Here is a 21,908-nt window from a genome sequence, read left to right on the forward strand (position 1 = left end):
TACACTTTGAAAAAAAGGAATGATTATCGATGAAATCTGTTTTTAAATCCGTTCAAAAGCATGCGATTTTACGTAGTGCTGCTTATATTCTTTTAGGAATCTTTATTATGTTTGACCCAGTTGGCGTTTCAAAAATTATCTTAAACATCATTATTGCTTACAATGTATTAATGGGTATCTTTAACTTAGTGAGTGCCTTCAAAAATAAAGTCAGTGGCTATAACCCAACAACTGGATTTGCTATTTTTTATTTTGTTTGTGCCTTATTAATTTGGTTATTTGCTAAACCAATTGTTTCTATGTTGCCTATTCTTTTAGGTATCAGCTTTATTATTGGTGGTGCGATGCGCTTATCTCAATCACTTAACTTACGTCACTATGCAAATGTTAACTGGTTGCCAATGTTAATTTACGGTGTATTTATGATTGTCGCTGGTATTTTACTAGTTATCAATCCTTTCTCAAGTGCCATGATGTTCTTTAGATTCTTTGGAATCATCTTAACTATCTCTGGTATTTCAGAATTAATTGCGTTTATTCGTCTAAAAGATTTCGACATTCAATAAATTCAGATAAGAGGCTGACTCCCATGTCAGTCTCTTTTCTTTTTACCTAACTTTCTTTACTAGTCTGGGAGTTGGTCATCTACTTTTTGTAGTTCCTTCAAAAGAATGCTACAATAAATAAACAATAATCAAATAAAGAGGTGCTTTGAATGAAAAAAATGATCATTGATCCAACGTTTTTCCAAGTGTTTCCTGAAGGACAAGTTAATCTCCTTGTATTAAATGGTATTGATAATCAGATTAAAGAATCTGACGAGCAGTATTTTTATGATTTACTTCAAAAAAGCGCAAAAGAAGCCCATAACCACCTGACAGAAGATACCTTCACTGATAACGAAGTAATCGCTGAATGGCGTGAGGCTTTTAGACAATTCAAAACAAAAAAAGGGGCTCGTTCCTCTATTGAAGCTCTCCTTAAACGAGTGAGTCAAGACCGTGAGTTCCACCCAATCAATCCTTTAGTTGATATCTATAACTCCATTTCTTTAACTTTCGCTGTTCCTTGTGGTGGTGAAGACATTGAAACAATTGAGGGAAATCTAGTACTCAAAAAAGCAACTGGTGGCGAAAGCTTTAGACCTTTAGGCGCAGAAGACGACGCACCTGCTTTACCTGAGGAGATTATCCACGCAGATGATAAAGGCGCGATTTGTCGTTCTCTAAACTGGCGTGAAGCCCAACGAACGATGCTAACAGAAAATACCAAGCATGCTGTTTTAGTGATTGAATCCATCAAGCCTAGACAAAGTAAACAAGCTGACTTAGCGATGGCTGCTATGAAACAATTAGTGGAAGATTACTTCCAGATTAAAACAACGGCACATGTCCTTAACCAGGAGCAACCTGAAGCGATTATTGTCTAAGTAAACTAAAAAACCAGTTATTACAATTAACATTGTAATAACTGGTTTTTATTTATTCTTGTTCCTCTTTTTCTTTTGTCCCAATCATATTTGGGATATTCGGGATGGCTGGAATATTTGGTTTTTTATGATTTGTCTTAACTTCTAATAAATCTAGTAAGAAGACAAACACTGGAATCCCAATAATCAGTCCCCAAATGCCGAAGAATTTTTCAGAGAACATCAAGATAATGAAGACATAAAACACAGGTAAATCTGTTTTACTACTCATTAATTTTGGATTTAGGATATAAGACTCAATTGCATGAATCACCATAATCATAACTAATACGTAAATCACGTTTTGAATGCCACCAATAGTATAAGCAATCAAACTTAGTGGGATACAAGAAATAATAACCCCTGCAACAGGAATCAGACTCAAAAGGAAAATCATTAAAGCCAAAATAAGCAATTGTTCTTGTGGGAAATGTAATAAGAATAAGCCAATAGTTGTTAATCCTGTATTAACAAGAGCTATAATAAATTGTGCTTCAATTACTACACCAAATGTGTTAACGAATTTTTTTCCTAAATAACCAACATCTTTACTAAACACACCAATTTTACTATTATAAAAAGCTTTACCAAAATCAGTGACCCATTCTTTTTCTATGTTAAAGAAGAAACTTAGTAAGAAGGATAAGAAAAACGTTAGTCCCATTGAACCGATACTAGTTAGGGTGCTGAAGATTACCTTAGCCCCTGTCGTTAACTGGGTCTTAATGTCATTAAAGTTAATATTTTCCATAATCCATTCAAACATCCGATTGTCTGTATTCATCTTCTGATAGAATGCAAACACTTCTTCAATTGTCTTGATGGAAGAAGTAAACATTTTTGGAACATACACCGTAATGGCGAAATACAAAAAGATTAAAATCAAGGAGTATACGGCGACTACAATGATTTTTTTAGGGATTTTAGTGTATCGATAAATCACCTCAACCCCTCTGACAATCAAGTATGTCAGAATAAATGTTAATAAAATTAAACTTAAAATGTTACGAATCAAATATAAAATGATACACACACTTATTAAAACTAATGTCCGCCTAAGTGAATCATTCTCTTTAATTTTCTGCCAAATACCTACCATCGCCTTCACACAACCTCTCAAATGCCGTTTTCAAAAACGGTATGATACTCATATTTTACGATAAAAATTCGGCAAAAGATAGTCATTCCCACACATCTAACGGATTCTTTTCCCCTTTACTCTTTTTTAAACTGTTTGCTCCTATGCTATATTTATTAATAAAAAACAGGAGTATTTTGTTACAAAAGAAATGAACAACGAGTAGGACAAACCCTTCTTGATCTATTAAAAAACTAGGTTCAAATAAGTTTCTCTTACTTGAACCTAGTTTTTCTTTGTCTCTCTCAACATAAAAGTTGATGGGACACTAATTTGTTCGATCTCTCCTTGTTTTAAAACAAGTTCGAAAGCTTTTTTACCAATCTCTTGGAATTGGTAGTCATTCGTTGAAATGGACATTAATTGACTACTTAATTGATTTTCCTGCCCCACTAAATACGGCACTGGTAAACCTTGATCTAAAAAATACTGTCTCGCTCCTGCTACAATATCATCGCCATTTGAAAAAATTACTTCAAGTTCAACAGAATCATCGACCCACTCTTTCGCCTTTTGATAACCTTCTGCATAAGTTGCTACCCCTGTTTTGACATAAGTTGTCTCTGGCTCTTTTTTAAAAACTGAACGATACGCATTTAAAGTTTCCCTAGTTGTAGCACTCAATTTTTCTTCTCTACTAAAGAAAAAGCCAATCTTCTTGTAGCCTTGTTCTTTAAGCCATGATAATGATGATTGCAGTGCCATAGAACGTTCAGAATAAACGGCAGAAATTGGCACCTCGTAAGGGTTCTCACAACACACAACAGGTCCATACTTTTGATAAGTCGCTAAGGTTTCTAAGGGTAACCCATGAGACGTAAATATCAATCCATCAAAGGCATGACTTCTTAATTGTTCTAAGTAACCCAACTCTCTTTTTTCGTCATAGGCAGATGGCAAAATGACCAAGTGATACTCTGTTAAAAATGAAGCATTAATAGCGCCATTTAAAATATCAGAAAAGAAAGGATGTTTAATGTGGGGTAAAACAATCCCAATATTGAGAGTCTTTCCGCGACTTAAATCTCGTGCAATCTCACTTGGCACATAATCTAGCTCTTCAATGGCTTTTTTTATTGCCGTCTCTGCTTCTTTTGACACATGATTCTTCTGATTTAAAACCCTAGAAACCGTTGAGACCGAATAACCACTTAAACGAGCAATATCATGAATTGTTGCCATCTCTCCACCTCTTATTTTTGATTAAAAAATGTGTTAATCCCGTAGCTAACGCCATTTTCTAAGTTACTTTTCGTCAAATACTTAGCATAGCTTTTAACTTCATCAGAGGCATTAGCCATCACCACTGGATGACCTACTTTTTCTAGCATGGGAATGTCATTATGCCCATCGCCAAAAGCAGCTACCTCATGACTTTCTAATTGGTAATGATTCAATATGAAATCAATTCCTTTAGATTTTTTAGCTTGGCTATCTGTTAATTCTAACGTGAATGGACTTGATTGTACAATCGCTAGTTCTTCAATGCCTAATCCTTCAAAGAAATCTGTTGCTTCTTTCATTTTATCTTCATCAAAAATCCATAGCATAATTTTATAAATTTTTACGGGTTTTTGCTTAAAAAAAGCCTCTCGCTCAACTAATTGAGGTGTTTGACTACCAATGCTTGCTTCTTTTTCGATTCCCTCATCTAATCGACACGTGTACCAATTGTCGTCATCATAAAAACTAAATCCTAACTCCTCAAAGTTTGTTTGGATTAACGTAATGATTTCTTTAGCTAATTCCCAACTAATAAAGCTTTCTGAAAGAATCACTCGTTTCTCTTCCTCTTTGCGGTAAATAAGCCCCCCATTAAAAGCTACTTGAGGTGAGTTTAATTGCAGTTTGGCTACAATTGGTTCCATGTCATTAGGGGTTCTTGCTGATACAAGTGTAAAAGGAATATGACTATCTATCACAGTTTGAGCTGTCACATCAGTTACTTGTCCTTGTTCATTTAATAAAGTACCATCTAAATCGGTAAAAATATGTTTAATCACTAGTCATCGCTCCTTGAACTTATTGACTCTACTATAGCGACTAAAACCCGTTTCAGGTCAAGAAAAAGGTGAGTATGCTCAAAAAAGCCAAACCTGATACCATCAAGGTTTGACTTTTCATATAGATTATAGTTGCTCCCCATTAGAACCAATAACCTCTTTATACCAATAAAAAGACTCTTTTTTGTAACGTTTCAATGTGCCTTCCCCTTGATCATCTTGATCGACATAAATGAAACCGTAACGTTTTGACATCTCTCCAGTTGAAGCACTAATTAGATCGATACATCCCCACGGTGTATATCCGATTAAATCCACCCCATCAGCAATCGCAAGTCCCATTTGCTCAATATGCTCACGTAGATAACTAATTCGATAAGTATCGTAAACTTTCTTCTCTTCAGTTAGTGTATCTATTGCGCCCAAACCATTTTCGACGATGAATAAAGGCTTTTTAAAACGAGTATAGAGCTCATTTAGTCCAATACGTAAACCAATAGGATCTTTTTGCCAACCCCACTCGCTTGTCTCTAAGTGTGGATTTTTAATCCCACCTGTTAGATTACCAGCTACTTTAGCCGCTTCTGGATCAACAACATCAATACTTGTTGACATATAGTAGCTAAGCCCAATATAGTCAACAGGATAACTTTTAAGAAGTTCTATGTCAGTTGGTTCCATTTCTAATGACTGTATCCCATATTTTTCAAACAGGCGTTTTGTATAAGTCGGATAGGCTCCACCTGCCTGAACCTCACAACAAAAACCATTTACTTCCTGATTTTTCTCCATGTTAGCTACTTGATTCAAAGGATTACAATCAAATCCATAGCCCGTTGCGTAAATAGTCATCATTCCAACTTGAATCCCTTCAACAAGTTCATGAGCTTTTTTAACCACTAAACTAGAAGCAACGAATTGGTGATGTAGACCTTGGAAAACCTTTTGCTTGTCTAAAGATCCCGTTGAAGGTACCATACCTAGACTCAAAGATGGAAAATGAAGCGCACCATTAATCTCATTAAATGTCATCCAATACTTGACCTTTGAGCCAAATCTCTCAATTAACGTCGTTGCATACCTAACATAGCTATCAATTAAACGACGATCTTGCCAACCGCCATATTCTTTCGCTAAATAAAGAGGCATTTCATAATGAGAAATGGTAATAACTGGTTCGATATCGTATTTTAGACAAGTATCAATCATTTTTTCATAGTGAGCTAAGCCTTTTTCATTTGGTATATCCTCTATACCTGTTGGAAAAATTCTTGTCCAAGCAATGGAGAATCGATAGCACTTGAAACCCATCTCAGCAAATAAGGCAATGTCTTCTTCATAACGATGATAATGATCAATGCCTGTGTGATTCGGGTATTGATTGCTTGTTTCATCAATCGTCCAATCAAATTCTTTTGCATTTATTTTTTTAAATCGTAATTTACCGCCTGGCATAGCATCTGCGATAGATAAACCCTTGCCGTCTTCAAGGTACGCACCCTCACATTGATTAGCTGCTGTCGCGCCACCCCAAAGGAAATTAGTTGGAAATTTCATCATCACACCACTTTTCTTATCTTTCAATTGTTACTAGTAAGTCACCGACTTTAGTTTCTTTTAAATCGGCTACCTTTAAGTCTGAAAAATCTGAAGAGTTTGTCACAACAATTGGTGTCACAATCGGCTTACCTTTTGATTGAATAAAAGGAATATCAAATTCAACAAGTAATTGTCCCTTTTGAACTTTTTCCCCTTGTGTCACATGAGTTGTAAAACCTTCACCATCTAATTCCACTGTATCCATACCAATATGGATTAATATCTCAGCACCATCTGTTGTTTTCAACCCAACTGCATGACCTGTTGGAAACATCAAAGCAATTTCACCATCTGCTGGAGCAAATAATTTTCCTTCAACAGGTTCAATAGCTAAACCTTTCCCCATTGTTCCTGATGAAAAAACAGGATCTGCGATAGTATCTAGTGGCATCACTCGACCAGATAAAGGACTAACTAATAATAATTCTTTTTCACTTGATTCAGTCACATCTTTTGAAGGCTCTGTTTGGTTATTCTCTGTAACCTCTTCTTTTTTATTATTAACCCCACCAAAGAAATAAGTCATTACTGCAGCAAAGATAAAAGCAATACCACATGCTATCATTGAAGCAATCACCTTACTTGTATCCCCATCAGGGCCAATAAAGTTAGGGAAAGTTAGGATACTTTGACCAAATGCATAAGAAATAACACCATTATAAGCCGTAATCGCTCCACCAATTGCTCCACCGATACAAGCAAAAATGAATGGTTTTTTCAACGGCAAAGTAACTCCGTATACCGTTGGTTCAGTAATACCAAATAAAGCTGTTAATGTCCCAGAACCAGCAAGCCCTTTTAATTTTGTATCTTTTGCTTTTAAGAAAATACCTAGCGCTGCACCTGCTTGAGCTAAAACGCCTGGTAGTGACATTGGAATCATTGTATCCATACCAGTCGTAGCTAGGTTATTTAAGGCTATTGGCACTAAGCCCCAATGCATACCAAAAATAACTAACACTTGCCAGAAGCCACCTAATATAGCCCCTGCTAAGACTTGGCTAAAGCCGTAAATCATTTTATAGCCTGCACCAATCGCCTGACCAAATACTAACCCTAGTGGTCCAATAACGATATAAGCTAGTGGTACCATAATTAATAAAGTTATCAACGATACCCCGAAAATACGTAAAAATGTAGGGACAATTTTTTTGGAGAATTTTTCAACATAACTTTGAATCCAAACAGCTAGAATAATTGGAATAACTGTTGAAGCATATCCACCAATATCTGCTGAATAAATAACTGGTAATCCTAAAAATGTTAAGCTACCACCCGCTTCAGCAACACTCTTAGCAAACGTACCAAAACCTGGATAAAGCATAGCCATCGCCAGAGCTAAAGCTAAAAATTCATTTGTTTTAAATTTGCGAGCTGCTGTTATCGCTAATGCCATTGGCATAAAGAAGAAAACACCGTCTGCTGCTGCATAAAGTAATTGATACGTGCCTGAATCAACACCAATCCATCCTAAAAAGACAGATAAGTTTAATAACCCTTTTAATACCCCAGACCCTGCAATAATTCCTAAGAAAGGTGTAAAAATAGATGAGATAATATCAATGGCGTTACTGACAAAGCCTTTTTTCTCACCACCTGATCCTGTTTCTGAATCAGAGCTGCTAAATGAACCTACTTTCATTAATTCCTCGTAGACATCACTAACGTTACTCCCAATAACTACTTGATACTGCCCTCCGCTTTGAACAACTTGAATAACACCTTCGTGTTGTTTTAGCCCTTCTGTATCAGCTTTATTTTCATTTTTTAATTGAAATCTAAGTCGCGTTGCACAATGAACAACTGTTTTGATATTCTTTTGACCACCAACAAGTTTCAACACATCTTTAGCAATTTCTTGATTTTTCACTTTTGTTCCCCCTTATGTGATAATTACACATTAAGTGTAGCAACTATTCTAAAGGTGAAAGGCTCATGTTTTAAGTTATTTTTTGAAATTTTGAGCTATATAGAACTAACGTTATAAAAAAAAAGACTGTGACACGAGTAACAACTCCTATCACAGTCTACTAATATTTATATTTAGTCACATTAATTGCTACTCGTGCATATTCCGATAGTAAATTCGATCTATTATTTTCTCAATCCGGTCCGTGTCATCTTGACTAAGGACGTCAACAATACTCACATGAGGGATTGGTAGTTTTACATGATCATCTAAAATAAAATTACAAAGCAAGACGTCTTTGTCTTTACAAGCACTTGGTAACTCTCGTAATTCATTTACTGATAGAATATCAACCTCAATTTTCTTGCCGTATAAAAAAATTAAATGAGATTTCACGTAGCTCATATGTTCTAAATCGCTAATAAAAAACAACCCGATCTTACAAGCTGGAATGGCTTGAATGAGCAACTCATAAAAGTCCGGCCAGTGAATAATCAATAAATAAAACACCTCATAAAAATAAGCTTCATTCCGTTGAGCTACCTCAGGCAAATATTGGTAAAACAATTCTTTTACCGTTCTCAATATTTTTCCATTTAATGGCACACTCAGTAAGGTAAAAGCTTCACGATTTTGATGCAACACATAGGGTGTAATAGTCATCTGATACGTAATCGCTAACACATTATAAATTTTTAAGGTAAAGGCGTTTAGATTCTCAACAGGAAGAGCTAATTCTCGACTTACCCCAGTAATTAACTCCTCAACTCCTTGAAAAAGATCTTGGTTTTCTGGTTGTTTTACTAATCTTTCTTTAAAATCTTCTTCTGAAAAAGCAAAATGATCGTTAAAAAAATGATGAAACAAACTTTGATACACCGTTTCACTCAAAGGAGTTCCCACATATAATTGAAAAATCTCTTTGTACTTAAACCTTTGAATACTATTAGCAATTCTTTTTTGAATCATAGGTTGTAACGTTGTCGCGCCCTTGCCTACGTAGCCTCTTTGTTCTCTGTACAAAGCTACTACAACTTGTAAACGCAAGCGATTTCGACTAGCAAAATTATTTTTGTCATTGGAAAATTCTTGAATAAATGTATCGATCAAACTTTCTGCTATTTTTATAGCGGCTGGGTCAAAGGAATACATTAAATCTGGATAACATTCTTGAAAATAAAAACTATAAAAACCACGGATATTTTCTTCTTTTCCATAAATTCCAAGAGGTCTACTTTTTATCTTCATCTCATAAGGTTTTAGCTCTTGATTAATCATGGTCAGAGCGCGTTTCAATGTGGCTTGAGAAATAAATAATTCTTTAGCAAGTTGCTCATAACTCTCGTATTTATTTAAAAAAACACTCTCTAACACCCGAAAATTCAGATTATTTTTTAGCAAAAAACGATAAACTAATTTGATGGACGCTTCACTAGGAATATCTAAGTAGCATTCTTTGTTTTTTTGCACAACAATTTTTACCGGATCAAGCTCTCCATGATAAAAGCCAATATCTGTTTGAACTTGAATAGTGGATAAATTTAACTTACTTGCCAACTCATCTATCGTTATCCCTGGAAAAAGTGCAATCGTTTCAAACAAACACAATCTTCGCTTATCTTTCTCACCTAATAGTTCACGCATCTCTTTTCCCTCTCTCATTTTATCAATCAAAGTATTCTTTCTACGATCCTTTTGTCTGTGTCGTAATATAGCACAATTTTAATAGCTGGTCAAAATAATTAGTAGCGCTTTCTTGGTTATTTTTTCATACTTTCCACTGCAATAAGTAGTCTACTACTAAAAAAACTTAACTTGTTTTAATTTTTTTTAGTAGTAGACTGTAATGATAAAGAAGGGGGCAAACAAATTGGATAAACAAATGATTTATAAGGATGCACAAGCTTTAAACTCTGATATGGTCGCATTTAGACGACGTATACACGAACACCCAGGAACAGGATTTGACATTAAAGAAACCGTGGAACAAGTCAGACAAGAACTAGAGACAATGGGCTACACGGTACAAAATTGTGGTAAAGCTGGTTTAACGACAACTGTTGGAAATGGCAATGGACCTGTTTTTTTATTAAGAGCCGATATGGATGGTTTGCCAATCAAAGAAGAAACGAACCTGCCCTTTCAATCGACTAATGGAAAGATGCACGCTTGCGGACATGACATGCATACAACTATGTTACTAGGAGCTGCCAAACTATTAAAACAATATGAAACTGAACTACACGGAACTGTTAAATTAATGTTCCAACCTGCTGAAGAGATTATGGCTGGCGCTGCAGATATGATTGAAGCTGGCATTTTAACTGAACCTAAAGTAGATGCTGCTATGATGATTCATATCGCTCCAGGTCTACCTTTACCTGTGGGAACTATCTTAACTCACGCACCAGGAGTCATCATGGCTTCTTGCGATTGGTTGGAAATTCATATTAAAGGAGTTAGTGGGCATGGATCTACACCTTCTAGTGCTATTGACCCATTACCTGCTATGGCAAATCTAATTACTGCTTTACAAGAAATTCAAGCTCGTGAACTTTCTGTTGATAACCCTATCGCTTTAACCTTTGGATGTGTAGAGGGCGGTACGACTAGTAATGTTATTATGGATCATATTGTCTTAAAGGGAACACTTCGTACACGTGATGAAAAGGTTCGTACCTTTGTGAAAAAACGAGTCGAAGAAATGACTTCAGCGGTTACTAGTTTATACCGTTGTGAAGGAGAAGTCGTATGGGGAGATAATTGCCCTGTCTTTATGAATAATGCTGATCTATCATCAAAAGTAAGCACCTATCTAGAAGAGTATTTACCCAAAAATAGTCTGTTAGATACGAATAATCTTCCTTCTCTAGGTGTTATTATGGCTTCTGAAGATTTTGGTTATATTTCTCAAGAAGTACCTACTATTCTACTTAACCTTGCAGCTTCTGATGCTCGTGTTACTACACCTTATCCTGTCCATCATCCAAAACTAGTACTAGATGAGAGTTGTATGGCTTCTGGTGTCACTGCTTTTGTAGGAATGGCTATGGAATACTTAAAAGAAAATTCTCAATCAACTATTGACTAAAACAGAAAAAAGCTCTCAGAAAATGAGAGCTTTTTCTATTCATTATCTATTACTAACTCGTCCCTTAAGATACCATATTTCACAGAGTCGTAATACTGTCCATTTAAATACCTTACTTTTCGAATAACTCCTTCTTTTGTCATACCACACTTTTCACCTATTTTTTGCATGCCATGATTCCCTGACCATGTCGTAAAGCCAATGTGAGGTAAGTAATCAAATTGCCCAAATAACTCCTTCAACCAGTTAGAAAGAGCAATACCGCCAATCCCTTTCCCCCACATATTAGAGTCGTACACTAAAATACCTACCTCTAACCATTGCTTCAACTGACCATCTTCCCAATAAGCTGTTACCAGACCTACTATAGTGTCATCAACAACTATCGCTTTTCTCATAGGACTATTGATTAGACTTTTCCCAAAACCTGTTGAAAATTCTTCCCATGTTTCCACTGGGTCATTAAAATAAGGACCACTGAATTTCATCCACTCTAAATCAGCTTTTGGTCCATAACTAATCTCCCAAATACCTTTGATATCTTCCTCTAAAATTGGTTGTAATGATACTTGCTTTTTCATAGATTCCTCCTAAAGATAAGTCTGAATGACAATGAATACACATTGTTAAAACTCTCTATATATTTATATGAACAATTATATTTTTTCAATAAAATCATTCCTTTTTTAAGACCCCAAAGACTTAATCATAACTAAGCAAGGATTCCACTCATCCCAAAGAGTTGGAAATATTTCAAACTCAGTAAAACCAATTGATTTGTAAAATCGAATGGTTTGATTATATTCTTTATAACGACCTTCTTCAACAGTTTTCACTTGTAAAAATTCATATTTTTCTTTAGCATATGCTTCTAATTCAGTCATTAATTGAGTCCCTATACCTTGATTGTGCCAGTTCTTTTTAATACCCATACAGTAAATTTCTCCCACTTTTTGAGCTGTTTGTTTCAAACTAATAAATCCTAAAATAGTGTCTTCTTCTCTAGCAACCCATAATGGATACTCTGATGATTTTTCTACATACTCATCAATAGCTGATTCTATGCCAAACCACTCAGGTAGATCCATAAGAACTTCTTTGACAATTAATTGTTTCATTTCAGAATCTTTTTCTCGTCTAATAGCCACGTTTAAAACTCCTTTTGTTTTAATACTACCATAATTAATGCATTCGTCTTAAACGATAGTTACAAATCATAACTCTCAATACCCAAAACAAACTCTCTAAATCAACATGGTATAATTAACAATAAAGATGAAACGGAGTTGATTGCTATGTACGAGGAAAAAGATTGGATTATGGGACAGGTCAAACAACTTGCTGAAGGTCTAGGAGCAATGCTTAGTAAGGATTCTATCAAAAATATTTTAAGCTTTGAACAAACTGACACCCAACAAATTTCTGATGAAGACTTAGAGAAAATCATTGCTATTGTGGATGCCAAACAAAAGAAAGAAGCTTTGCACTTAAGTGATGAAGTGTTCTACGAAACAATTGGTATTAATGAAGATGACTGGTTAGAGGTTGATTCATTAACTAAACTACCTGATGACACTAATTATCACCTTATCAAAGATTTCATCAATCATTAAATTAGCTCCCCCCTCTGTGCTACAATATATACAAAAAGAATCTGAGGTGTTGTCTGATGAATGAATATCAACTAATTGCTGCTTTTGTTATAGGCATTATTATCCTTTTTCTATTACTAGATATAGTGAATAAAATCAAACTAAAGCAACAAATTAAATCTGACTGGGGAAAACTACCTCGCCATAGCTCAAAAGACAGTGAGGAAAGTTTATTAAAAGCCTATGGTTTTAGAAAAAAAGACCAAGATGTCTTGATTGATGACTTAACATGGCATGATTTAGATATGTTTGAAGTTTTCAAGCGAATTAATTTAACTTATTCAAGCATTGGTTCTGAGGAACTTTATCATTACTTGCGTGGCTATAACTTAACAACGACACAATTAGATGAACTTGAAACCTTAATCACTTATTTTAAAGAACATCCTGATACGAGGGAAACTGTTTCTTACCGATTTGCTCGTCTTGGAAAAAAATCTTTTAACTACGCTCAGGCTTACTTAAATCAAGAAACAACCAATCCTTTTAAACATTTAAATCTTTATACTTTCTTAGGTATCTTACCAATTATTAGCTTACTAAGTGCCATTGTCATTGGTGCACCAGGATTGATTATTGCCATCTCTTCACTATGTGTTAATACGGTGCTCTATTTAATCAAAAAAGGGCAACTAGAAATAGAACTTAGTGCCATGAATTATTTAGTCCAAGGCTTATCACTGAGTAATTATTTAGGTAAACTAGACACACCACTAAAAGAAGCTATTAATCAAAATAATCAAACATTCAAGCCGGTTTTAAAAGTGGCCTTTGCTTTTCGCACCAAGAGCGGTAGCGAATCTGAGATGTTTATCGAAATGCTTAGTGCAGCCTTTTTACTTCCCTTTATTTCCTTTGGGATTGTCTCTAAAAAAGTGCAAAAAGACCATGAAAAAGCTTTAGCGCTTTGGGAATTAATGGGCCAACTAGAAGTGGCGATTGCTGTTTTAAACTTACGCACTGTTTACGGTGAGTATTGGTGCCATCCTACTTTTGGTGATAATGGGGTAACAGCTGAGGAAGTCATTCATCCTCTATTGCAAGAACCTGTTCCGAATCCTATTCATTGGCAACAAAGTACCTTAATCACTGGTTCAAACGCCTCTGGTAAATCCACTTATGTGCGAGCCGTTGCCATTAACATCTTATTTGCTCAAACACTAAATACCTGTCTAGCCACTTCTTTTCAGTTGCAACCTGGACATGTTATTTCTTCTATGGGTGTTCAAGATAGCGTGATTGACGGGGATAGTTACTTTATCGCTGAACTAAAATCCTTGTACCGATTGATTGAAGTAGTTGAAACGAATACATTTTGCTACTGCTTTATTGATGAGATTCTTAAAGGAACTAACACTATTGAAAGAATTGCTGCATCTTCTAGTATCCTTTCTTGGCTGACAAAACAAAATCAATTAGCCTTTGTGGCCACTCACGACATTGAATTACCACAAATTCTTGGTAAAGATTGTGCCAATATTCATTTTGAAGAAACCGTGTCAAAAGAAGACGGGATTTCTTTTGACTACTTGTTAAAAGAAGGCGTAGCTACTTCACGAAATGCCATTAACTTAATAGATAGTATGAATTTCCCGTCATCCATTATTACTGACTCCTTAAAGAAAGCGCAATTCTTTGATGAAAACAGACACTGGAAAGCTTAAATCTATTAATTTTTTATGATTTTAATGAGTATATTGCCTTGTTTTGATAGGTTTTGTGGTATGCTAGCAGTACTTAAGAGGTGATAATGATGAAAACATTTTTTAAAGATGTCTTATGGTTTTTTGCGCTTTTTCTTGTCCTAACGATGGTGCGAATTTACGTGGCGGCTCCTATTAAAGTCCAAGGAGAATCAATGATGCCTACTTTAGAAGATGGTGAAAAAGCCATCGCCTATAAGCTTGGCGATGTTCATCGCTTTGACGTCATCCCACTAGTGGCAACAGATGATCCGTCACTTAATTATGTGAAACGTGTGATTGGCTTGCCTAGTGACTCTGTCGCATACAAAGACGATCAACTTTATATTAATGGTGAACCTTTAGCTGAAGATTACTTAAATGACACAAAAATCAAATGGCAACAAGAAGGACACACCACACCACTAACAGATGACTTCACTTTAAAAGAGTTAACTGGGCATGACACAGTACCACCAAATATGTATTTTGTCTTAGGTGATAATCGACAAGTGTCAAAAGATAGCCGCTTTGAAGAAGTAGGCTTCATTCCTAAAGAAAATATTATTGGAAAAGCAAAAATGATTATTTGGCCACCTAGCGAATGGGCTTTGGTCAAATAAAGAAGTTCAAAAAAATAGAGACTGACTAACATGTCAGTCTCTATTTTTGACTTCTAATGTAACAAATAACTTATCACGATAGCCTAGTGATACATCTATATTTTCATAATAAATCAGCTCATAGCTAGTGTCATGTATGTTTTCTTTAATAAAAGTAGCTAATTGACCTTGCAACTGCTCTTCACTAGTGACTTCAATTGTTTTCTTTACGTATTGGACTTCTTCAAGAACTAGGTCGTAATCTTCTTGAGTACCAAAAACATAAATATGCTCTTCTCCCTCTTCGTTTGCAACTCTAATAAATAATTCTAAATTTCCAAATCCTTGTTCTTTAGCCTTTAATAAGTCTACTTGTCCACTCACTACAACTGCATCAGGAATCTTTTTTAAGTAACGCTTTGCTCTTTTAACTGTTTTTGAGTCTCCTACAGATAGAACTTTATTCTCCTCGACTACTCTTTCTAATTCTTCTTTTACCCGAGTTAGTTCATTAATTTGCTCCTCTAATTTAGCAATACCTTTAGTAAAGAAAGGGTAAATTGCCTCCTCTTGTAATAGATGTTTAATCTCTTCAATTGTATAGTCACATTGTCTCAAAAAGAGAATTTGGTACAACCGGTATACATCTGATTCATCGAAATAATGATAGCCGTTATCTTTATTTGTTTTAGGTAATAAAAGGGATTCCTCTATGTAGTATCTAATGGTATACTTAGGTATATCAAACAATTTAGCTAACTGTCCTGTTGTTAGTAACATTTCCACAAGCAACTCTCCTCTTACTCTTTTACCAGTTTATGTTGCTGTTTATAATGCTTCAAACGATGCACATAATCCAAATACAAACCAGTAAATCGCGTATCACTTTTCTCTTTCCACGGCTTTGGCTTACCACAAAAATGCACGATAGCCGTTTGATTCATAACTTGATGAATATCATACTCTCCCATACTTTTTGCTAAGTAACTAACATACTTTCTAGCATCATAATTCCACACATCATCAGGGACTTCCTTAACATATTTACCATACAAATGATTCAATACATCTTGATCAGGTAACAACAAATAAGGTCCATATCTATCAATAGTTTCATTAATTGCTTCTATGGAAATCGTCTCACGAGCCTTCTCTAAATCAATCAACATCACACCAGAATTATAATAAGGATGATCCGTATTGAGACGTAGTTGATTCAAACTATTTGTAATATTAGTAACTCCTCTATGAGAAGCAGCAGCTAATAATTTACCTTCTAAATCTAGCTCCCATAAAGGATTCAATGAGTTAATCACTAATAAATCAGGATCTAAATAAAGAATGCGTTCCACTTCTTTAGGTAATATCTTTCCACATAATAAACGGAAATACATCTCTTTAGGATAACGTGTCACTGTTGGTGCCTCTTTAAAAATATATTGAGTTACTGCTACTGGTGCCAATTGCCAACCAAAAGAATCTATCAACTGTTGAAGCTTTTCTAACTTAGTTTCAGGGATTTCCTCATGAATGAGCCAAATCGTCATTCGCTGATTCAAATGATGTTCTCGCAAGGAAAACAACATGGTTTCTAAGGGTTCTAAATAATTCTCATCTACTGTCACCAAAATTGCCATTTCTTCAGTCATATACTTATCTCCTTATCACTTGTTATCTCTATTATAAAACAAATCCTTTCAGAGGTGGATACCTAAATCAGTCCTTGGTCTGAGGTTCATCTTCTTAAAACATGTGACACTATAGATAACATTTTTACTTGCTCGAAAACAAAAAGGAGGGAATTATCATGAGACATCGTCACGAAGCACTTCAAGGTCGCTACATCTTTTTAATTGTCGTTTTAATCACTAACTTAGTTATTTTATCAACTAACATCAAAAGTCTTCCTTGGTATTCTACCAGTAACTTAAGTGCAACTGGTCTCTTGATGACAACTCCTATACTTGCTTTGTTTGTTTTATTATTTAGCCAAAAAGATCTAAGTCTTTCTATCAATCAAGTCAAACTCGCTATTCCAGCTATTGCCTTGTTGATAAACGGACTAAACCTGTTATTATCTGCTTCAGAAATCAAAACAGATCTTAGCTTATTGATTAGTATTCTCTTAATCATCAATGCGTTTTCTCTTTTATACCCACGCCGTTTAGGCTACTAATAGTTAAAGGACAGTAACATAAGTTTTTTGCTTATGTTACTGTCCTTTTTTAGTTAGCACCATCTCTTTTTCTAAACTCAGCAAGTAGTTTTTCCTCTCAATACCACCTGCATAACCTCCCAGTTCTCCACTGGTTTTAATCACTCGATGACACGGAACAATAATCCCTAGTTGATTACAACCATTAGCGTTTCCTACTGCTTTAACTTTATCTGCATTGCCTAGCTTTTCGGCAATATCTTTGTATGTCCACGTACTGCCAATTGGTATCTCGTCCAATAAAGCCCAAACAGATTGTTGAAAGGGTGTGCCTTTTTTTCTGATAGGAACACTAAAACTCTTTAGCTCTTTTCTAAAGTATGCCTGAAGTTCTTTTTCTGTTAGTTGATTAATATGATTTTTCCCAGGTACAATCCTGAAATTTTCTGACAACCGCAAACGCTCAATCTCTCTTTCTAATCCTCTACGGTCAGTAAACTCAAGTAAATACAAATACTCTTCATCTGCTAGTGATAGCATCGTTCCAATTGGTGTCGAGATAAAATGAGCCCATAATAACTTTATATTCTCTTTTTTACGTGGATTTCCCATTATTTTGGTAAACGCATCATTAAAGCCACTTGCTGATTCATAACCTGATGCCAATTGTTGATCAATTACTTTGTCACCCTTCATTATTTCTTTAAATGCCAGACCCATCCTTCTTGATCTTGCATATTGAACAAAGGTCATGTCATAAACTTGCTTGAATTTTCTTCTAGCTGTTGCTGAATGAATACCTAATGCTTTAAAATCTTGTTCTTGCCAACGTTTTTCAGGGTGCTCTTCTACTGCATCTATTAATAACTGAACTTCTTCAGGAATATCCCTTGGATAGGATAATGGTCGGCAAATTTTACATGGTCTAAATCCTGCAATTAAAGCTTCTTCTGCTGTTTCGTAGAATAGACAATTCTCAAATTTAGGTTTTCTCGCTGTACAAGTTGGATGACAAAAAATACCTGTTGTTACAATTCCTGCATAAAAAATCCCATCGTACTGAGAATTTTTAGTTATTAACGCCTCATAGTATTCTTTCTTCTTTGCCTCAGATACTGTCATATAGCATCCCTCCCTTTGACTTTATTATAAAAGCCTTCTTCAAAAAAAGCTTTCGAAAATTTAACAAGTATTTTTCTAAAAAAGAGATGATTCTTTCGAACCACCTCTTAAGTAATTGTTATTGACTAATGTCAGTAAATAATTGATTGGCTAAATTAACGTTTGTTTTATTTTCCGTAACGGCGTTACTCATAACAATCACCGCATTATTTCCGTCTTTGCTAAAAACAATCGTTGGTTCATAACTTCTGAATACACCATGTCCATAATAATGACTGCCTTTATCGTAAAAGCCCGCCTTATAATCGTAATACACAGATGCTGGTCTTTGGGCTAAACTATCCGTTAGCACTTTTTTAGAGACAATTTTGCCATCAAACATTCCTTGAACAATTGTCAATAAATCACCAGCGGAGGCATACATATTGCCTGTCCCAAGTTCATTGATCACATTTGACTCAGAAAATTTAACTGGTTTGGGATCTAGCTCACCTGACTCATTATATCTATGAGAAGCAATCATCCCTTCTGGCACATTTGACACATCATAAAAACCAGTATTTTCTAGATTTAGAGGCGTTCCAATCACTTGAGAAAAGTAGTCTTCATATGACATATTCGTTACTTTTTCAACAATAGCAGCTAATAAGAAAAAATTCACATCTGAATAGCGCCATTTTTCTAGAGGTTGATACGTGACGTTCTTTACCACATAATCAATACTCTCTTCTTTAGAAGTTGAATCTGCTAGTTTTTCTTTTAAAAATAAACCAGATGTCATGGTGAGCATTTGATCAACGGTTATATTTTGACTGTTGGGAATAGATGGAAAATAATTTGATAAAGTCGTATTTAGTGTTATTTTACCTTCTTCAATCAACTTCATCACTAGTAAGCCAGTCACCATCTTTTGGATAGATGCCAACATGTATTTACTGTTAACAGGATCATTACTAGCTTCTGCAGCATTTCCGTAGTTATTTAGTAGCACTACTTGATTATTTTTAACAGCTAAAACAGTTCCTGTTGTGTTGAAGGACTCAACTGTTTGATTTAATTGTTTATTTAATGCTTCATATTTTGGGTCAACTTTCGTAAAATTGGCTACGTCTGTTCGGGGCTTGAAGGTTTTTTCTTTTTTTTCAGTAGTTTGAGCGGTTTCTTCAGTTGAGAGCTTTGTTGTACTAGCCTCTACTTTTTTAGGTGAGGGCTTATTAGCATTACCGAACTGTTTAACAGTTGGTAAATCAAATTGCTTTTGTAATAACGGATACCAATAGTACACATTGAAAACAATTGCCCCACCTAATATGAGTCCCACAAAAAACATAAAAACAGTGCGTCTTTTTTGTTGTCTAAATTTTTTTCTAAAGTAATTTATAGTTATTTTTGATGGTTCCATTAATTACCCTACCTTTTCTGTTTGAAATCTAGGATAGTTTACCACACAAATATGAAGATAAACAAATTATTTGTTGACTTTTTTTACTGTTCAAAGTACTTAAAATAGTTAAAAAAATTCCCTCTATACCAATTTATAGAGGGAATTTCGCTTAATAAGTTAATTCATCTTTCAAAAAGACATGTCGTAAGTAATAAAATAGAGATAGGGTGATCATACTTCCCATTAACACATCAGAAGCAAAGTGTGCTCCCATAATAACACGACTAATCATGACACAAACAATCCAAAGGAAAGCTCCTACAGTGATTAGCTTACGATAAGGTTGTAATTTCTTTAACCACAATGGTAGTAAGGTAATCCAAATCACAACAGCACTATTAGCCGAGTGACCTGACGGGAATGACATATGCTCATTATCCGTTGTAAATCCTTGGATTAAGTACCACGGTGTGAACTCACTACTAGGATCTGCCATTGAACGATATCTCGGACGTCCCCACACCATTTTAAGGATAGTGATAATTAAGATTGGTAATAGAGATAGAAGAATCCCTATTTTAGCAATTTTTCGAACTAATCCTGTTTCTGACTCCTTCACAAAACCTGCTAAGAAGTAGAAGATAGCTAGATAAGCAATCATGATTAATACCATCACAACCGTAGATAAATGTAAGTACATTTTATTCAAACTAGCTGCCATCAAAGCATTAAACAAACCTAATACACCATACAATACTCGCATTGGGATAACTTTTTCTGTTTGTGTTCTAAATAATACACAAGCACTAAATAACCCGATGAATGATAAGACTAATTCACCAAATGATTCAAAAAACCAACCAAATGTGCTATCTGGATTATACAGAGCATTAGAAATGCTCAAATCTGCAAAGGTAAAAATAGCTAGTAGTACGACAAAAACACCGATAGTTATTTTAACGTCTTTTCTCATAGTCTATACTCGATTCTTTCTGATGAACTCGCCAATGTCAGCTACACAATCTTCTGCTTGAGGGTAATTACCAACATGATCTAAGTAAGCATGACCTAAACCACAATAATAAGTAAAGGTTGTATCCACACCTAATTTGTTTAATTTTTTTGCATAAGCTAGACTTTCAATCGTTAAGAAGTCATGTTCACCTGAAGAGATAAAAGTCACTGGTGATTTCTCTGAAACGTCCATATAAGGCGTCAAATATTTATTCATGACGTCATTGGTTCCAATAATATCAGACAATGAAGCAGTTGATTGACTAAACATTTCAATTCCTGGTCTAATGTATTTTTCATGTTCTGGGTACATATCAATATCATCAATCGTAAACTCTGTATCAGCATCTTTTACGCCACCCATATTAACAGTTGGATAGAATAATAATTGACCGCGAACTAAATCAAGTCCATCTTCAATGTTTTTATTGCTACAGTAAAGAGTCAAGTTTCCTCCAGCACTATCGCCACCAACAAAGATATTTTTAGGATCGCCACCAAAACTAGCCGCATTCTCCCCAATCCATTTTAAAACCGTGTAACAATCATTATGTCCAATTGGATAAGGGTTCTCTGGTGCCAAACGGTAATCAACACCAACTGCAATCATGTTAGTTGTTGTAACAAATAGTTTCAAAGCTTCAGCCACAACGTCCGTACTCCCTGCAAAGAATCCTCCCCCATGAATAAAGTAAAGAATCGGAGCGTTTTCCAGAGGTGTGTCTGATTTAAAAATAGATATTGGAATATCATAACCGTCTGTTGCTTTTACAACACGATTATCTCTTGTAAAATGATCATGAATAAACTCTGTACTGTCTACACTATTGAAGATTTTTCTTAAACGCTGAATTGACTTAGGACTACCATCCATTTTCATGAGGTTTTTAGGCATAAACTTCATCATCAGATTCATTTTCTTCGTTGATTTTAATAATCTTGGATCCATAGCTCCTTTTCCTTCAAAATCTGGAATAGGTTTAACTGTAATCTCCACGCCACGTTTTGTTGTTTGATATTCTTTATCTTTAATAGTTTTTACCAATGACTCATCGTATTTTCTGCTCATTTTACTTTTCCCCTCTATAT

Annotated in this window: 21 protein-coding genes; 7 read left to right on the top strand and 14 right to left on the bottom strand. The window is 35.1% G+C overall.

Translation table 11 applies throughout. The features are described from left to right. Positions 1 to 29: 29 nt before the first annotated feature. Positions 30 to 566 (top strand): HdeD family acid-resistance protein, encoded by a 537-nt coding sequence (locus DOK76_RS01305; protein WP_206964408.1) that lies wholly within the window; start codon positions 30 to 32, stop codon positions 564 to 566. A gap of 149 nt (positions 567 to 715) precedes the next feature. Beyond that, the gene (locus tag DOK76_RS01310; RefSeq protein WP_206964410.1) at positions 716 to 1,429 is read left to right on the top strand and encodes a B3/B4 domain-containing protein; all 714 of its coding nucleotides are present in this window, start codon (positions 716 to 718) and stop codon (positions 1,427 to 1,429) included. Positions 1,430 to 1,481: 52 nt separating this feature from the next. Here the strand turns inward: DOK76_RS01310 and DOK76_RS01315 are convergent, their stop codons facing one another. From DOK76_RS01315 to DOK76_RS01340, 6 genes are all read right to left on the bottom strand, one after another. After that, a complete protein-coding gene (locus DOK76_RS01315) occupies positions 1,482 to 2,567 on the bottom strand; it encodes an AI-2E family transporter (protein WP_206964412.1) in 1,086 nt (361 codons plus the stop codon). Between the two features lie 264 nt (positions 2,568 to 2,831). Continuing rightward, entirely contained in the window at positions 2,832 to 3,788 is a 957-nt protein-coding gene (locus DOK76_RS01320) for a LacI family DNA-binding transcriptional regulator (RefSeq protein WP_206964413.1), read from the bottom strand. Between the two features lie 11 nt (positions 3,789 to 3,799). Beyond that, complete coding sequence (locus DOK76_RS01325; protein ID WP_206964414.1) at positions 3,800 to 4,609, bottom strand: Cof-type HAD-IIB family hydrolase; 810 nt, start codon at positions 4,607 to 4,609, stop codon at positions 3,800 to 3,802. A 126-nt stretch (positions 4,610 to 4,735) separates the two neighbouring features. Next, positions 4,736 to 6,169, bottom strand: coding sequence for a glycoside hydrolase family 1 protein (locus tag DOK76_RS01330; protein WP_206964415.1), 1,434 nt, complete (start codon positions 6,167 to 6,169; stop codon positions 4,736 to 4,738). Positions 6,170 to 6,182: 13 nt separating this feature from the next. Further along, the gene (locus DOK76_RS01335) at positions 6,183 to 8,078 is read right to left on the bottom strand and encodes a beta-glucoside-specific PTS transporter subunit IIABC (RefSeq protein WP_206964416.1); all 1,896 of its coding nucleotides are present in this window, start codon (positions 8,076 to 8,078) and stop codon (positions 6,183 to 6,185) included. A 189-nt stretch (positions 8,079 to 8,267) separates the two neighbouring features. Next, positions 8,268 to 9,761, bottom strand: a complete 1,494-nt coding sequence (locus tag DOK76_RS01340; protein ID WP_206964417.1) for an AcpB/EbpR/MafR family transcriptional regulator — start codon at positions 9,759 to 9,761, stop codon at positions 8,268 to 8,270. Between the two features lie 226 nt (positions 9,762 to 9,987). Between DOK76_RS01340 and DOK76_RS01345 the strand changes: the two genes are divergently transcribed. Next, the gene (locus DOK76_RS01345) at positions 9,988 to 11,208 is read left to right on the top strand and encodes a M20 metallopeptidase family protein (protein ID WP_206964418.1); all 1,221 of its coding nucleotides are present in this window, start codon (positions 9,988 to 9,990) and stop codon (positions 11,206 to 11,208) included. 35 nt (positions 11,209 to 11,243) lie between these two features. Here DOK76_RS01345 and DOK76_RS01350 read toward each other — a convergent pair whose 3' ends face one another. After that, positions 11,244 to 11,789: a GNAT family N-acetyltransferase gene (locus DOK76_RS01350; protein ID WP_206964419.1), complete on the bottom strand. Its 546-nt coding sequence runs from the start codon at positions 11,787 to 11,789 to the stop codon at positions 11,244 to 11,246. A gap of 105 nt (positions 11,790 to 11,894) precedes the next feature. Further along, positions 11,895 to 12,326: a GNAT family N-acetyltransferase gene (locus DOK76_RS01355; RefSeq protein WP_206964450.1), complete on the bottom strand. Its 432-nt coding sequence runs from the start codon at positions 12,324 to 12,326 to the stop codon at positions 11,895 to 11,897. A 177-nt stretch (positions 12,327 to 12,503) separates the two neighbouring features. On the opposite strand from DOK76_RS01355, the gene DOK76_RS01360 reads away from it, so the two are divergent. From DOK76_RS01360 to lepB, 3 genes are all read left to right on the top strand, one after another. Continuing rightward, positions 12,504 to 12,821: a hypothetical protein gene (locus tag DOK76_RS01360; protein WP_206964421.1), complete on the top strand. Its 318-nt coding sequence runs from the start codon at positions 12,504 to 12,506 to the stop codon at positions 12,819 to 12,821. Between the two features lie 56 nt (positions 12,822 to 12,877). Then, entirely contained in the window at positions 12,878 to 14,524 is a 1,647-nt protein-coding gene (locus DOK76_RS01365) for a MutS-related protein (RefSeq protein WP_206964422.1), read from the top strand. A gap of 89 nt (positions 14,525 to 14,613) precedes the next feature. Next, positions 14,614 to 15,165, top strand: a complete 552-nt coding sequence (lepB, locus tag DOK76_RS01370) for a signal peptidase I (protein WP_206964423.1) — start codon at positions 14,614 to 14,616, stop codon at positions 15,163 to 15,165. Positions 15,166 to 15,198: 33 nt separating this feature from the next. On the opposite strand, the gene DOK76_RS01375 is transcribed toward lepB, so the two are convergent. Together DOK76_RS01375 and DOK76_RS01380 are read right to left on the bottom strand one after the other, a co-directional pair. Continuing rightward, positions 15,199 to 15,924, bottom strand: a complete 726-nt coding sequence (locus DOK76_RS01375) for a MerR family transcriptional regulator (protein WP_242542163.1) — start codon at positions 15,922 to 15,924, stop codon at positions 15,199 to 15,201. A gap of 20 nt (positions 15,925 to 15,944) precedes the next feature. Then, positions 15,945 to 16,793, bottom strand: a complete 849-nt coding sequence (locus DOK76_RS01380; protein ID WP_206964425.1) for a glycosyltransferase family 8 protein — start codon at positions 16,791 to 16,793, stop codon at positions 15,945 to 15,947. Between the two features lie 158 nt (positions 16,794 to 16,951). Here DOK76_RS01380 and DOK76_RS01385 point away from each other — a divergent pair, with 158 nt between their 5' ends. Continuing rightward, on the top strand, positions 16,952 to 17,320 hold the full coding sequence (locus tag DOK76_RS01385) for a hypothetical protein (protein WP_206964426.1): 369 nt from the start codon (positions 16,952 to 16,954) through the stop codon (positions 17,318 to 17,320). A 36-nt stretch (positions 17,321 to 17,356) separates the two neighbouring features. On the opposite strand, the gene DOK76_RS01390 is transcribed toward DOK76_RS01385, so the two are convergent. The 4 genes from DOK76_RS01390 to DOK76_RS01405 all read right to left on the bottom strand — a co-directional run bounded on the left by DOK76_RS01390 (position 17,357) and on the right by DOK76_RS01405 (position 21,888). Then, entirely contained in the window at positions 17,357 to 18,421 is a 1,065-nt protein-coding gene (locus DOK76_RS01390; RefSeq protein WP_206964427.1) for a bifunctional transcriptional activator/DNA repair enzyme AdaA, read from the bottom strand. Between the two features lie 118 nt (positions 18,422 to 18,539). Next, positions 18,540 to 19,823 carry a serine hydrolase domain-containing protein gene (locus DOK76_RS01395; RefSeq protein WP_206964429.1) on the bottom strand — a complete coding sequence of 428 codons (1,284 nt, stop codon included), beginning with the start codon at positions 19,821 to 19,823 and terminating at the stop codon, positions 18,540 to 18,542. A gap of 151 nt (positions 19,824 to 19,974) precedes the next feature. Further along, positions 19,975 to 20,778 (bottom strand): phosphatase PAP2 family protein, encoded by an 804-nt coding sequence (locus tag DOK76_RS01400; RefSeq protein WP_206964431.1) that lies wholly within the window; start codon positions 20,776 to 20,778, stop codon positions 19,975 to 19,977. 3 nt (positions 20,779 to 20,781) lie between these two features. Next, on the bottom strand, positions 20,782 to 21,888 hold the full coding sequence (locus tag DOK76_RS01405) for an alpha/beta hydrolase (RefSeq protein WP_206964432.1): 1,107 nt from the start codon (positions 21,886 to 21,888) through the stop codon (positions 20,782 to 20,784). Positions 21,889 to 21,908: the final 20 nt, after the last annotated feature.

The organism is Candidatus Vagococcus giribetii (genome assembly GCF_017316185.1).
GTDB classification, from domain to species: Bacteria; Bacillota; Bacilli; order Lactobacillales; family Vagococcaceae; genus Vagococcus; species Vagococcus giribetii.